Here is a 13188-nt window from a genome sequence, read left to right as displayed (position 1 = left end):
TCCACGCCCCTGATCTCGGCTGCACTTTTCCCACAGCCTGCCGCACCCGAAGGAGTCGTTCGTCGTGACAAGCACCCCGACCACATCGATCACCGGAAGCCGCTACCTTGCCGAGGCCCTGCAGGCGGGGGCCACGACGCACGTCTTCATGGTCCCGACCGTCGCCGTGACGGCGCTCGCCGAGATGGACGCGCTCGGCATCGTCGGCGTGATGACGCACGGCGAGAAGGCGGCCGCCTACATGGCCGACGGCTACGCCCGCGTGAAGCGCAGTCCCGGGTTCTGCTTCGCTCAGACGATCGGGTCGGCGAACCTCGCCGCGGGGCTGCGTGACGCATACATGGCGGGTTCGCCGGTCGTCGCGATCACCGGCGGCACCTCGCCGCAGACCCGCCGCAAGGGCGTGTACCAGGAGATCGAGGACTTCCCGATCTACGAAGCCCTGACGAAGTACAACATGCAGCTCGACGACGTCGCGCGGCTGCCCGACCTGCTCCGGCAGACCGTGCGCGAGGCCATGACGGGGGCGCCGGGTCCGGTGCACCTGGAGCTGCAGGGCGTCGTCGGCACGGTGCTCGCCGGCACGCTGGAGCTCGACGAAGCCGGCCGGGCGATCATGTCGGAGGAGCGCTACCGGGTCGCGCCGCCGTTCCGGGTGCGGCCGGAGCGGGCGGCGATCGCCGAGGCGGCCGCGCTGATCACACGGTCGCAGCGTCCGGTCGTGGTGGCAGGCGGCGGCGTGCGGATGTCGGGCGCGCAGGAGCAGCTCGCGGCGTTCGCCGAGAAGGCGGGCGTGCCCGTCGCGACCTCGCTGAACGGCAAGGGCACCGTCGACGAGCGCGGGCCGTACGCCGTGGGCGTGGTCGGTGCGTCCTCGCGCAAGTCGGCGAACCAGACCGTCGGCCAGGCCGACCTCGTGATCTTCATCGGGACCCGCACCGGCAGCCAGGTCACCGACGGCTGGCGGCTCCCGGCGCACGGCACGCAGGTCATCCAGATCGACATCGACCCCACCCAGCTCGGCCGCAACTACCCCAACGCCGTGTCGATCCAGGCGGACGCCGCGGAGGCCCTCGAGGCGCTCACGGAAGCCGTCTCCGGTGTGCCGGACGGCCGATCGGCCTGGTTGACCGAGACCGCCGGGTACGTCACGGCGTGGCGTGAGCAGGATGCCGGCCTGCTGGGCTCGACCGCGTCGCCGGTGCGGCCCGAGCGGCTGTGCCGGGAGATCACCGAGTTCCTCCCGGGCGACGGCGTGCTCGTCGTCGACACGGGCCACTCGGGCATCTGGTCGGCAAGCATGATCGACCTGCGGCCGGGCCAGACGTTCATCAGGGCAGGGGGAAGCCTCGGCTGGGCGCTTCCGGCGTCGATCGGGGCGAAGGCGGCGGCGGGCGACCGCACCGTCGTGTGCTTCACCGGAGACGGCGGCTTCTACTACCACCTCGCCGAGGTGGAGACGGCCATCCGGCACGGTCTCGCGCCGATCGTCGTGGTCAACAACAACGTGTCCCTCAGCCAGGACATGAAGATCTTCCAGAGCTCCTGGGGCGGCGCAGGAAAGATCACCGAGGCCGGCGACCGGATGTGGCGGTTCACCGACGTCGACCTGGCGTCCGTCGCACGCCAACTGGGCGCGTGGAGCGTGCGGGTCGACGACCCCGCCGATCTCGCGGGCGCGCTCAAGGAAGCCCAGCAGGCAGGCCGCGCCGCCGTTCTCGACGTCCGCACCGAGGCGGAGGCGCTGCCCGCGGTGCCGTTCGGGGGCCGCGACTTCTATGCCGCGGCGGACGAGTCGTGACCGGGACGACCGACCCCGTGACGAGCGCCGCGGACGAGGTCGAGCTCCCGGCGACGCTCGGGCGTACCGACCTGCCGCTCTCCGGTGTGCGGGTGCTCGACCTCACCATGGTGTGGGCGGGCCCGTTCGGCACCAAGCAGCTGGTCGACGCGGGCGCCCAGGTGATCAAGGTGGAGGGTCCCGGCCGCACCGACCTCGTCCGCAGCCTGACGATCCCGGACGACACCGTCGACCGGCCGTGGGACACGAGCCGCTACTTCCACGAGTACAACCGCAACAAGCTCGGCATCGCCGTCGACGTGCGGCAGGAGGCGGGCCGGAAGATCCTGCTCGACCTCGCCGTGCGGTCGGACGTGCTGATCGACAACTTCCGACCCGGCGTACTCGACCGGCTCGGGCTGGGCTTTGCGCGGCTGCACGAGCTCAACCCGCGGCTGATCGCCGTCTCGCTCCCGGGCTACTCCGGCTTCGAACCGGAACGGGCGCTCCCGGGATACGGGCCCAACATCGAGCAGATGAGCGGGCTCGCCCACCTGCAGGGATACCCGGGCGGGCCACCGCAGAAGTCGGGCATCTCCTACGGCGACCCGGTGGGCGGGCTGGGCGGGGCGGCGGCCGTGCTGACGGCCCTGTTCCAGCGCGAGCGCACCGGCGTCGGGACCTTCGTCGAGGCCGGGCAGCGCAACCTGCTCATGGGCTTCGTCGGCGACGCGATCGTGGCCCACCAGCTCGGTGCGAGCCTCACCCGCAACGGGAACCGCAGCCCGTCCTTCGCGCCGCAGGGGGTGTACCCGTGCGCGGATCCCGACACGTGGGTCGCCCTCACCGTGGCGGGCGACGAGCAGTGGCCGGTTCTCTGCGATGTGCTGGGGCGCAGCGACCTCGCGGCGGATCCGGAGCTGGCCACCCTGGCCGGTCGGCGGGCGGCCCACGACCGGCTCGACACCGAGATCGGCACCTGGACGCGGCAGCGCACCAACCGTGAGGTGGCGCAGGCGATGCAGGCCGGGGGGATCGCGGCCTCCGCGGTGCTCGGCCCGCGCGAGCTGGCCGACGACCCGCACCTGACGGCCCGCGAGTTCTTCCGCGAGGTGCGGCATCCCGACCTCGGCACCATGCGCCTGACCACGCCGACGTGGCGGTTCGACGAGGTCGAGGTCGGTCTCGCCCATGCGCCGTCGCTGGGTCAGCACAACCGGTACGTGCTGCGCGAGGTGCTCGGCTACGACGACGAGACGGTGGCCGAGCTGGAGGCCGCGGGCGTCGTCGCGACGCGGCCGGCGAACCGGTGAACGCGCCGGGAGAGGAGGTCCACATGAGTTCCCGACCATTACATGGGCTGTCCGTGGTGGAGCTCGGCGTCGGCACGGCCACCGCGCTGGCGGGCCGGATCATGGCCGGCTACGGCGCCGATGTCGTGAAGATCGAGCCTCCCGAGGGTGACCCCTCCCGTCGCCTCGGGCCGTTCCCGCCTGGCGCGGAAGGCCCGGAGACGAGCGCTGCATTTCTGCATCTGCACGGCGGCAAGTCCTCGGTCCTGCTCGATCTCGACGACGTCGGGAGCCGCGCCGACCTCGTCACGCTGCTGGCGGGCGCCGACGTCCTGCTGCTCGACCTTCCGCTCGCGGCGCGGCCGGGCCTCGGCCTGGAACGCACGGCATTGCGGGCGACCTACCCGCGGCTCGTGGCGATCTCGGTGACGCCGTTCGGCGAGTCGGGTCCGCAGGCGGGCTGGACGGGGTCGGCGCTCACCGAGTACGCCTCGGGCGGGCAGATGTCGTTGATGGGTGAACGCGATCGGGAACCGCTCGCGAGCTACGGGAACCAGGCCGAGTGCCAGGCCGCGCTGCACGTCTACAGCGCTGCACTCGCGGGGGTGCTCCTGCGGAATCGCGCCGGGAGCGGGCAGTACGTCGAGATCTCGGTGCAGGAGGTGGAGGCCAGCGCCATGGAGGCGCAGGGCCCCGTCGCGTACAACCACGACCCCCTGCCGGATGTGTGGACGGCGCGCTCGGGCAACGGGCCACGGACGGTCTGGTCCCAGTACGTCTGCAAGGACGGTTACGCCGGCATCTTCGTCAACCCGCCCAACCTGCCGGGCTTCTTCGCCGGCATCGGGCACCCGGAGTGGCTGTCGCGAGCGGCCGACGAGGAGTTCATGAACGGCGAGCTGCGGCAGTTCGTCACCGCGTGGTGCCGGGAACGCACGCGCCAGGAGATCTTCGAGACGGCGATCGCGACCGGAGCGCCGTTCTCCTACGTGGCCACGCCCGCCGACCTGCTCGGCTCCGAGGTCGTCGCGAGAACCGGGGTGTGGCGCGAGGTCGACCACCCCGTCGCGGGGCGGTTCCGCGTGCCCGGTCCGCCGGTGCGCGCCGAGGAGTTGGAGTTCGAGTTGCGCCGGGCCCCGCTGCTCGGCGAACACACCGATGAGGTGCTGCGGGGAGCGAAGGGAGCGTCGGCGTGAGCGAACGATCAAGCGGCGACAGCTGGATCACCGACGACATGCGTGCGATCGTCGGCCGCCCGTTCAACAAGATCCGCTCTTACCCGGTGTCGATCTCCGACATCCGCAAGTGGGCGATCGCTGTCCACTATCCCGAGGCACCACCGCGGTTGTACTGGGACGAGGAGTACGCGCGTGCCACCGCCTTCGCGGGCATCGTCGCGCCCGAGGACTTCAACCCGTTCGCCTGGATCTCGGCAGAGCCGGGGATGCGCGCCCGCCGTGCGGCGTTCGACGCCGACTACCTGGAGCGGGGTTTCGGCATCGCGGGACCCGGCCTGACGACGAACCTCAACGCGGGTCTCTCCACCGAATACGGCGAGCGGATGCGCCCCGGCGACGTCGTCTCGGGGCACTCGGAGGTCGTCAGCTACACGGAGAAACACGGCCGCATGGGGCGGATGTTGATCACCGTGATCCGCACCGTGTGGACGAACCAGAACGGTGCACGCGTCAAGCGCACCGACCAGACGTCGATCCGCTACTGAATCCCGAGGAGCTGCAGATGACGCAGATGCATCGTGTCGGGGCACCGTTCGACGTCGGCCACGAGTTCGAGCCGTTCGTCCGCGACTCGGGGTTCCCGTACTGGAACCGGTACGCCGCCGTGAACGACGAGTTCATCGACATCCACATGGACGACGAGGCAGGCCAAGCCGCCGGATACCCCACGGCCTTCGGGATGGGGAACCTGACCTGGGCCTACTTCCATGTGGCACTCCACCGCTGGCTGGGCGACGAGAGCCGGGTGGTGTCGCTGTCGACGCAGTTCCGCTCGGCCGTCACCCGCGGAACACAGGTCGTGGTGCGCGGCACGGTCAGCGCCGTGCGGGTCTCCGGCGTGGAGACGGTTCTGGAGATCGACATGCGAGCCGAGGACTCGAGCGGCAACCGGCTCGCCCCGGCCACGGCCGTGATCGCGCTCGCCTAGAACTCGAACCGGAGGTCCGAGATGGACAGTGCTCATTCCACCGGGGTTCATTCCACCCGGGTCCTTTCCACCGGGCGCTCGCTGCCCGTGCGCCCGCCGCGAGGTTCGGTTGCGCTGAGGGTCGGCGGAGCGGGCAGCACGTCGTCTCGGGTCGGCAGGGAGATGACTGTGCCGCAGGGAGACAGCAGTTCGGGGGACGTGCCGGCGCGACGCGCGGTCCCCGCCATCGAAAAGGCCGCGATCGTCCTCGACGTGCTCGCGACGACGGAGGAGCCGCTGAGTTTCAGCCAGCTCGCGGGGCGCGTTCCCATGGCGCGCAGCTCGCTGCACGACGTCTGCTCGACCCTCGTGCGCACCGGCCTCGCCGAGAAGAGCCCCGAGGGCCGCTACACCGTCGGCTTGAAGCTGGTCGAGCTGAGCCGGCACCGGTTGGCGTCCATGGAGCTGGTGCAGGCGTTCCAACGAATCACCCGTGCCCAGGGCGAGCCCGTCGAGACGATCGTGCTGGCGGTCCTCAGCGGATCCGACGTCGTGTACGTCTCGTTCATCAACGGCCGCCGGCCGTTGGCAGTGCGCTACGAGATCGGGATGCGACTGCCCGCGGCGTTCACAGCGTCGGGGAAGTCGATGTTGGCGACGCTGCCGACTGCCGCGGTACGCGAGCTCGTCGGGCGGCGCGCGCTCAACCCCAATGCGTCCGGCGCACGCAAGGGCATCCGCGAACTGCTGACCGAGCTGGACGAAACCCGCCGCCGAGGGTTCTCGATCGACGACGAGGAGACCGCACGCGGTATGGCGTGCATCGGGGCGCCGATCTTCGCGGCCGGGCGGCATCAGGCCGTGGGCGCCGTCGCGATCAGCCTCGTGAAGAGCGCGTCGAATTGGTATGACGAGGCCAACAGCGGCTACGTCCGGGGTGTGGCCGCGGCCGTCACACGCGAGTTGGGTGGCGAGACCGCGCAGTGGCGCGGGTTGGGATCGGTGAGCCTCTGATGAACATCGTCGTGCTGGTCAAGCAGGTGCCGGACACCTATTCGGAGCGCAGGCTCAGCCCGTCGGACGGCACGTTGGACCGGGATGCCACCGATGCGGTGCTGGATGAGATCAATGAGCGTGCGGTCGAGGCGGCTTTGCAGTTGAAGGAGAGTCACGGTGGTGAGGTGACCGTGGTGACGATGGGTCCGGATCGTGCGACGGATGCGATTCGGAAGGCGTTGTCGATGGGTGCGGACAAGGCGGTGCATCTGTCGGATGAGGCGGTGCACGGGTCGTGTGCGGTGCAGACCGCGCGGGCGTTGGCGAAGGTGTTGGGCACGGTCGAGGGCGGGTTCGATCTGGTCGTGGCGGGCAACGAGGCCTCGGACGGGCGCAGCGCCGCGGTGCCGGCGATGGTGGCCGACGTGTTGGGGTTGCCGGCGTTGACCCACGCCCGCGAGATCACGGTGGACGGTTCCACGGTGACGGTGCGCCGGGAGACCGACGACGGGGTCACGCACCTGAGCGCGGAGTTGCCGGCGGTGGTGAGCGTGAACGAGAAGATCAACGAGCCGCGGTATCCGTCGTTCAAGGGGATCATGGCGGCGAAGAAGAAGCCGGTCGCCACCCTGTCGCTGGCGGATGCGGGCATCGACCCGGCGGAGGTCGGGTTGGCCACCGCGCTGTCCGCGGTGGTCTCGTCGCAGCCCAAGCCGCCCAAGAGCGCGGGGGAGAAGATCGAGGACGAGGGCGACGGCGGCGCGAAGGTGGCGGCGTTTTTGGTCGCGCAGAAGCTCATCTGAGAAACCGGTTCGGCGAGAAGGGGAGAAGGCTCATGGCTGAGGTGCTGGTCCTCGTCGACCACCTCGAGGGTGAGATCAAGAAGGCGACGTTGGAGTTGTTGACCGCGGCCCGCGCGCTGGGTGAGCCCAGCGCGGTGGTGGTGGGTGTGGCGGGCACGGCGGCGAAGCTGGCCGGGGTGTTGAAGGAGCACGGCGCGGAGAAGATCTACGTCGCGGAGACCGACACGGGCGAGTTCCTCACCGCGGAGGTGGGGGTGTTGGCGTCGCTGGTGGAGTCGAGGGATCCGGCGGCGGTGCTGATCGCGGTGTCGGCGGACGGGAAGGAGATCGCCGGGCGGGTCGCGGTGCGCACCGGGAGCGGTCTGCTGGGCGACGTGGTGGCGGTCGCCCCGGACGGGGTCACGCATTCGGTGTTCGGTGGGGCGTTCATCGCCGAGGCGAAGTCGAACACGGGGCATCCGGTGATCACGGTGCGGCCGGGTTCGGTGGAGGTCGAGCCGGTGGCGGGTGCGGGGGTGGAGGAGCAGGTCGCCGTTCCTGCCACGGCGGGGCGGGTGGCCACGGTGACCAGCCGGGAGCCGATCACGGGTGGGGACCGTCCGGAGTTGACCGAGGCGTCGGTGGTGGTCTCCGGTGGCCGCGGTGTCGGGTCGGCGGATGACTTCGCCGTGGTCGAGGCGCTGGCCGACTCGCTGGGTGCGGCGGTCGGGGCCTCGCGGGCGGCGGTGGACTCGGGGTATTACCCGCATCAGTTCCAGGTGGGTCAGACCGGGAAGACGGTCTCGCCGCAGTTGTATATCGCGTTGGGGATCTCGGGTGCGATCCAGCACCGGGCGGGGATGCAGACCTCGAAGACGATCATCGCGGTGAACAAGGACGCGGAGGCGCCGATCTTCGAGATCGCCGACTTCGGGGTGGTGGGCGATCTGTTCAAGGTGGCCCCCCAACTGACCGACGAGGTCACCAAGCACAGGAGCTGACGTCGTCCCGCGACCAGAACTATCGGGATCCGATGGCTGAGATCGCTGTCGGGGGAGTCCAGTCCGCCCACCGCGCGGTCGAGCGGCGCCACAGGCCGGGCGGGACGAGGCGCACAGCCAGCGCTGTCAGGGCGTGAGCCACGGCGCTGTCGTCGGCGTTGCGTGCGTTGGACTGCCGGGCGGTGCGAGCGATGAGTTGAGTACGGGCACGCCGGTGCCGGTCGTACGCCGCGAGCGCTGCCGGTACGGCCGCCTCGCCCGCCAGGTGGTCAGCCAGCACGACTGCGTCCTCGATGGCTTGGCAGGCGCCTTGGCCGAGATCCGGTGTCATGGCATGCGCCGCGTCGCCCAGCAACGCCGTATGCCGGCGCACAAAAGCAGGGAGCGGGTCGAGGTCGACGATGTCGTTGTGCAGCACGCGCTCCGGACGCGTCGCATCGACCACCGAAGGGATGGGCTCGTGCCAGTGCGCGATCCGGCGGCGCGCCTCGGCGTGTTCGTCGTCGGAGCGCAGGCCCGGCCGCTCCGCATTGACGGTCAGGAACCAGTACACGCGGTGGTCGGTGAGCGGGAGAAGCCCGACCTGCTCGCCGCGTCCCAGGGTGATGCACTCCTGGACGGGCCACGCCGCGTCGGGCTCGGTCACGCCCCTCCACACGGTGCGGTGCTGGAAAACCGGCGCGGGATGGTCCGGAAAGAGCCGCTGCCGCGATGCGCTGTTGAGCCCGTCCGCCGCAACCACCAGGTCGGCCGTCAGCTCGTGAGGCTCGCCCGACGCGATGTACGCCGTCGTTGCCCCGTGCTCGTGGTCGGTGACCTCGACGACGTCGGCGCCGGTGCGCACCGAGCGTTGGGGAAGTGCACCGCGGAGCACCTCATGCAGCTGCGCGCGGTGGATCGCGAGGACGCCGACGTCATCGGGTCGGCCGTGGCGCAGCCAGCGACCGTCGGGTTGACGGATGTTGCCGCGCGAAACTGTCGGTATCGCGTGTGCGGACACGGTCGCCTCTAGGCCGAGTACGCCGAGGGTTCGAATGGCGTTGGGCCACAGCGTCAGGCCCGCCCCGACCTCGGTGATGACCGGCGACCGCTCCAGCACGGTGACGTCCCAGCCGATCCGGTGCAGCGCGACCGCGGCCGTCAAACCGCCGATGCCTGCGCCGATGACGACCGCCGAACGTGTCCCATTCCTGCCGGAAATCACACCTGCAGGCTAATGCGCGATCTGCAGCGTGATCATGGATGGCAGGGCCGGATCAGCGGCTCTTGGCCACGGTGAGCAGCACTGCGGAGTCCTCGATCGCATCGAGCGAGTGGCGGGCGTCGGGCACGATCAGGAGATCCCCCACGGCACCGTCCCAAGCAACGTCCCCGGAGCCGAGCTTCACACGCCCGCGCAGAACGTGCACGGTGGCTTCGCCGGGGTTCTCGTGCTCGTCCAGGCTGCTTCCAGCGGTCAGCGCGATCAGGGTCTGACGTAGGACGTGCTCGTGCCCGCCGTACACCGTCGTGGCGCTGCGACCGCTGGACGCCTGCCTGGCGATCTCGAGCTGCTCACGGGCGAGGGCAGTCAAAGAAATCTTCTTCATCGGTGCACCCTTCGGGACATGCGGGGTGGCGGCTGCCACACTCGCACGCCAAGTTCTACGCCAACCTGGCGGTCGTCCCAGGCAGTTGGCCCGGAAGGTGGATTCGAGCGGTCAGAGAACCGTCCCGGTGACCCCCGCGCCCACCCGCTCGCCGACCTCGGGCAGACCAGGCCGTCGGCGATCCGGACCCGGACGACGGCGTAGAACCCAGGCGCATCGGCACGAAGCTCCGCGACCGCGCACGGTGACCTGCCCGAGCTCGGGGCATCGCATTCTCCGGGTGACCCCACGCACCCGGCCCCGATCCATCACTCGTGGGCGGATTGAGTAGTCGCCATGGAAATGCTGCGTTGTTGTGTGCGAAACCGCCAAACCGGTCAGGATTGTTGGGTGGCATGCGGCGAGATTGGCCGCATCCGGTGTTCTCGTGGCGTGATCTGTGCGAAGCGCGAGGAGGTGGCGAGGCATAGTTGCTCAGGTGGATGTGCACGACCGGGACGATGAGGCGGCCGGATCGATTTCCAGGTCCGCCGATACGGCAGCTTCGGCACCCACTGGATTTGACCGCGGAAGTGGAGGTCGCCGGGGTTTCGGAAGATTTTTGCGGATGCTGGAGTGCTCACGGAACAGGATTGGTGGGCCTCGCGATGGCCGTCACCCACCAGGCGCTCGCGGACGGACAGGGAGACCGACGCATTTAGGTGAGCGAATTGATGAACGTGCGTGGGGTTCCTGCCGGACGTGGAGGCCCTGGAAGACAGCACAGGGTGGCACTGGTTGTCCTGGACAGCACGCTCGTCCTCGATCTGGCGATCCCGATGCAGGCGTTCGGCAAGGCCGTCTTCACCGAGCTGGGGGGACGAGCGAATCCGCCTTACGACGTCGTGCTCTGCGGCGAGGTGCCGACCACGCGCGGCGCCGAACTCGGTCCGTCATTCGGTGAGCTGGCGCCGGTGGAGGAGATCGCGACGGCGGACACCGTCGTGATACCTGGCTTGCAGGATCCGCTGACGGCCCAGGACCCGGCAGTGCTGCAGGCAGTCGGCGACGCCGCGAGGTCGGGTTCCCGGATGATCTCGTTGTGTGCCGGAGCGTTCGTCCTCGGGCAGGCCGGGCTGCTCGACGGCCGGCGGGTGACCACGCATTGGCTGTTGGCCGACGCGTTCCGCGCAGCGTTTCCCCGCACCGAGCTGGTGGAAGACGCCATCTATGTCGACGACGGACAGTTCCTGAGCTCTGGGGGCATATTGGCGGCCGCCGACCTGTGCCTTCACGTGCTCCGCTCCGATCTCGGTGCCGCCTACTCCTACGGCGTGGCCCGCCTGCTGATCCGCACACCGGAGGACGTGTCCCCGGCACGAACGGCCGGCCCGGCGCCCGTTCTCGGATCGGGCGACGCGCTCGCCTCCCTGCTCGACTGGCTGGCCGAGCACCTGCACGAGCACCTCGACCTACAACGCATCGCGGAACGTGCGCATCTCAGTACGCGAACGCTGCTGCGGCACTTTCGCGCCCATACAGGTTCGACCCCCAAGGAGTGGATCATCCGGCGCCGGGTCGAGGCCGCACGGGCCTTGCTCGAGGAAACCGATCTCACTGTGTCGCAGGTCGCCCACAACACCGGTTTCGGTTCCGCGGAGACGATGCGGCGTGCGTTCGCGGTTCGCGTGGGAGTCAGCCCCCGCGACTATCGCAGCGCCACCCGCGCCCGTTCCTGGTCGATTCCCCGGCTTCACCACGCACCATCCCCCGTCACAACCGCCGAGGCCGATGCGGATCATGAGACGGATACCCAGCACGATCAGGAGGGTGTTTGACCGGAGACGTGGCGTCGGGACGGCACGCCTTTCGGCATCCGCGCCGAGATCGATTACCGACTCGTTCGTGGACGCCGCGTCGGACGATCACCTGTAGGCGCGCGGCAGCGCGAACCTGATTCGTTGTCGGCTTCATGACCCACATCTGCGTCAACTCGACGCCCGCGGCGCGATGCTGTTGCCGCCGCCACCGGACATCGCTCGGGAGTCTGCCCACTCGAACACCTGGGCCAGATCAACGATGGCCTGTACCGGGCCGCCTGCCGGGCTGCTCCAGCAGCCGCGCAGCGGATCCACGTGGATCCGCCGGGCGTCGCCGACGATCGCCGGCGGGCGCCCGATCAGCGGGGATCATGCGGGCCTCGGTCCAGCTGGCCGCGCTGCGCGCCGCGGTGCTGGAGTGGGAGGCGCCAGGCCGGCGCCCGGTCCACAACACGACCCGCTCGTGGTGACCGGAGAGGGTGGTCGGCCTGGCGTCCTCGCAGGTACGAGCCTTGTGGCGCTCGCCGACCTGTGTCGCGGTGGTGGTGCCGACAGTTCGACGGATCCCAGCTGATCCGCCGGTCCGTCGCCGATGGCAACGGTGATCGACGCCGCAACCCATGGGGTTCTGGGCGCGGTCGCGTTACGAGCCGGCGAGCACCTCACGCAGCCGCTGGGCGAAGCCGTCCGGCTCGCCCCGCATGCCGTACTCGCCGCCCAGGAATCCGCCGTGGTCACCCGGGAAGCGGACGAGTTCGGCCCCGATCGCCTCGGCGAGCGCGTCCGCGCCGCGCGCCGCCATCGTCTGGCCGGAGGCCTCGCCGCGGGCCAGCACGATGCGCGTACCGGCGGCCCGCAGTGCGTCCATGTCGGGCCGGTAACCCGTGCAGTTGCGCAGATTCTGCCCGAGGAGGGCGTCGTCGCGGCTGCCGTCGTCCTCGACCGGCAGGCCGAACTGCGCGGGGTCGAGCGGTGGGAACTGGAAGCCGTCGGGCAGCTCCCCGTCGAAACCGACGATGAAGATGAACTTGGCCATCGCAGGCCCCAGCCCGTCGCGCTGATAGGTCTTGTGCATGTCCTCGACCGCCGCCGCGAACGCCTGGCGGTCACGCAGCAGCGTGGCCAGCGGGGGCTCGTGCGCGACCAACGTGTGCACCTGCTCGCCGTGCTCGGCCACCCAGGCCAGCGAGTTGACCGCGCCGCCACTGCTGGCGAGCACGTCGACCGGCTCGCCGCCGATCGCCTCGACGACCCGCCGCAGGTCGCCGGCGTGATCGCCCGGCGTGATCTCGCCGTGGCCGTCGGTGCGAGTGCTGCGTCCCGTTCCGCGGGGGTCATAGGTGACGACCGGGCGGTCGGTGAAGTGGCCGGCCAGCGTGGCGAATCCCGTCGCGTCCATCGGGGAGCCGATGAGCAGCAGGGCCCTGCCGTCGCCGAGGTGGCCGCGGACGTCATACGTGATCGTGGCGCCGGGTGCGTCGAGGGTGCGGGTGGTGATGGCGGCGGTCATGGGCCCTCCTGGGCGATCGGTTGGCGTGCAGCATGACGACCATCGGCATGTCCGGAACTCATCTGTGTGGGTCGAGATCGGTGCGACGGCTCACCCGTCCAGGGCGAGCCGATGTTGATCAGCGTTGACGGACACGAGGCCACAGGACGTCTCCGGCGCGCTCCGTTGTACCGGCCGGCGGGTACCGGATGGTTCCGGTCAGCACCCAGAGACTTGCCCTGCTCGCTGTGATGCCACTCACAGGACGGCGCGCGATGGTGGGTAGTGCTGCGATCGGGAGGCGCGCCGGTGCAG

Annotated in this window: 12 protein-coding genes; 9 read left to right on the top strand and 3 right to left on the bottom strand. The window is 70.1% G+C overall.

Going from position 1 to position 13188, the window contains the following annotated elements:
* Window positions 1-64: 64 nt before the first annotated feature.
* The 8 genes from ACQPZQ_RS29350 (at window position 65) to ACQPZQ_RS29315 (ending at window position 7996) form a co-directional block, all read left to right on the top strand.
* A complete protein-coding gene (locus ACQPZQ_RS29350) occupies window positions 65-1801 on the top strand; it encodes a thiamine pyrophosphate-binding protein (protein WP_433286041.1) in 1737 nt (578 codons plus the stop codon).
* Complete coding sequence (locus ACQPZQ_RS29345; protein WP_433286039.1) at window positions 1798-3093, top strand: CaiB/BaiF CoA transferase family protein; 1296 nt, start codon at window positions 1798-1800, stop codon at window positions 3091-3093. The genes ACQPZQ_RS29350 and ACQPZQ_RS29345 overlap by 4 nt, the downstream gene beginning before the upstream one ends.
* Before the next feature lie 23 nt (window positions 3094-3116).
* Window positions 3117-4268 carry a CaiB/BaiF CoA transferase family protein gene (locus ACQPZQ_RS29340; protein WP_433286037.1) on the top strand — a complete coding sequence of 384 codons (1152 nt, stop codon included), beginning with the start codon at window positions 3117-3119 and terminating at the stop codon, window positions 4266-4268.
* Complete coding sequence (locus ACQPZQ_RS29335) at window positions 4265-4795, top strand: FAS1-like dehydratase domain-containing protein (RefSeq protein WP_433286035.1); 531 nt, start codon at window positions 4265-4267, stop codon at window positions 4793-4795. Before ACQPZQ_RS29340 ends, ACQPZQ_RS29335 begins: the two co-directional genes overlap by 4 nt.
* A 17-nt stretch (window positions 4796-4812) precedes the next feature.
* Window positions 4813-5238, top strand: a complete 426-nt coding sequence (locus ACQPZQ_RS29330; protein WP_433286033.1) for a MaoC/PaaZ C-terminal domain-containing protein — start codon at window positions 4813-4815, stop codon at window positions 5236-5238.
* Window positions 5239-5406: 168 nt separating this feature from the next.
* Window positions 5407-6231, top strand: coding sequence for an IclR family transcriptional regulator (locus ACQPZQ_RS29325; RefSeq protein WP_433286031.1), 825 nt, complete (start codon window positions 5407-5409; stop codon window positions 6229-6231).
* Window positions 6228-7016: an electron transfer flavoprotein subunit beta/FixA family protein gene (locus ACQPZQ_RS29320; protein ID WP_433299408.1), complete on the top strand. Its 789-nt coding sequence runs from the start codon at window positions 6228-6230 to the stop codon at window positions 7014-7016. The genes ACQPZQ_RS29325 and ACQPZQ_RS29320 overlap by 4 nt, the downstream gene beginning before the upstream one ends.
* A gap of 32 nt (window positions 7017-7048) precedes the next feature.
* A complete protein-coding gene (locus ACQPZQ_RS29315; protein WP_433286029.1) occupies window positions 7049-7996 on the top strand; it encodes an electron transfer flavoprotein subunit alpha/FixB family protein in 948 nt (315 codons plus the stop codon).
* A 19-nt stretch (window positions 7997-8015) separates the two neighbouring features.
* On the opposite strand, the gene ACQPZQ_RS29310 is transcribed toward ACQPZQ_RS29315, so the two are convergent.
* Together ACQPZQ_RS29310 and ACQPZQ_RS29305 are read right to left on the bottom strand one after the other, a co-directional pair.
* Window positions 8016-9200 (bottom strand): FAD-dependent monooxygenase, encoded by a 1185-nt coding sequence (locus tag ACQPZQ_RS29310; protein WP_433286027.1) that lies wholly within the window; start codon window positions 9198-9200, stop codon window positions 8016-8018.
* Window positions 9201-9252: 52 nt separating this feature from the next.
* Entirely contained in the window at window positions 9253-9585 is a 333-nt protein-coding gene (locus tag ACQPZQ_RS29305; protein ID WP_433286025.1) for a cupin domain-containing protein, read from the bottom strand.
* 767 nt (window positions 9586-10352) lie between these two features.
* On the opposite strand from ACQPZQ_RS29305, the gene ACQPZQ_RS29300 reads away from it, so the two are divergent.
* Window positions 10353-11402: a GlxA family transcriptional regulator gene (locus ACQPZQ_RS29300; RefSeq protein ID WP_433286023.1), complete on the top strand. Its 1050-nt coding sequence runs from the start codon at window positions 10353-10355 to the stop codon at window positions 11400-11402.
* Between the two features lie 625 nt (window positions 11403-12027).
* On the opposite strand, the gene ACQPZQ_RS29295 is transcribed toward ACQPZQ_RS29300, so the two are convergent.
* Window positions 12028-12894: an alpha/beta fold hydrolase gene (locus ACQPZQ_RS29295; protein WP_433286021.1), complete on the bottom strand. Its 867-nt coding sequence runs from the start codon at window positions 12892-12894 to the stop codon at window positions 12028-12030.
* Window positions 12895-13188: the final 294 nt, after the last annotated feature.

Origin of the sequence: Pseudonocardia sp. CA-142604 (assembly GCF_050948475.1) — a bacterium.
GTDB lineage: Bacteria > Actinomycetota > Actinomycetes > Mycobacteriales > Pseudonocardiaceae > Pseudonocardia > Pseudonocardia alaniniphila.
Note: the sequence above shows the minus strand (reverse complement) of the source record. Positions and strands in the feature narration are given on the sequence as shown.

What these genes read in the sequence shown, in the direction of transcription:
- ACQPZQ_RS29340 (WP_433286037.1), top strand. Translation starts at nt 3,117, where the DNA reads ATGAGTTCCCGACCATTACATGGGCTGTCCGTGGTGGAGCTCGGCGTC.
- ACQPZQ_RS29330 (WP_433286033.1), top strand. Translation starts at nt 4,813, where the DNA reads ATGACGCAGATGCATCGTGTCGGGGCACCGTTCGACGTCGGCCACGAG.
- ACQPZQ_RS29315 (WP_433286029.1), top strand. Translation starts at nt 7,049, where the DNA reads ATGGCTGAGGTGCTGGTCCTCGTCGACCACCTCGAGGGTGAGATCAAG.
- ACQPZQ_RS29305 (WP_433286025.1), bottom strand. Translation starts at nt 9,585, where the DNA reads ATGAAGAAGATTTCTTTGACTGCCCTCGCCCGTGAGCAGCTCGAGATC.
- ACQPZQ_RS29295 (WP_433286021.1), bottom strand. Translation starts at nt 12,894, where the DNA reads ATGACCGCCGCCATCACCACCCGCACCCTCGACGCACCCGGCGCCACG.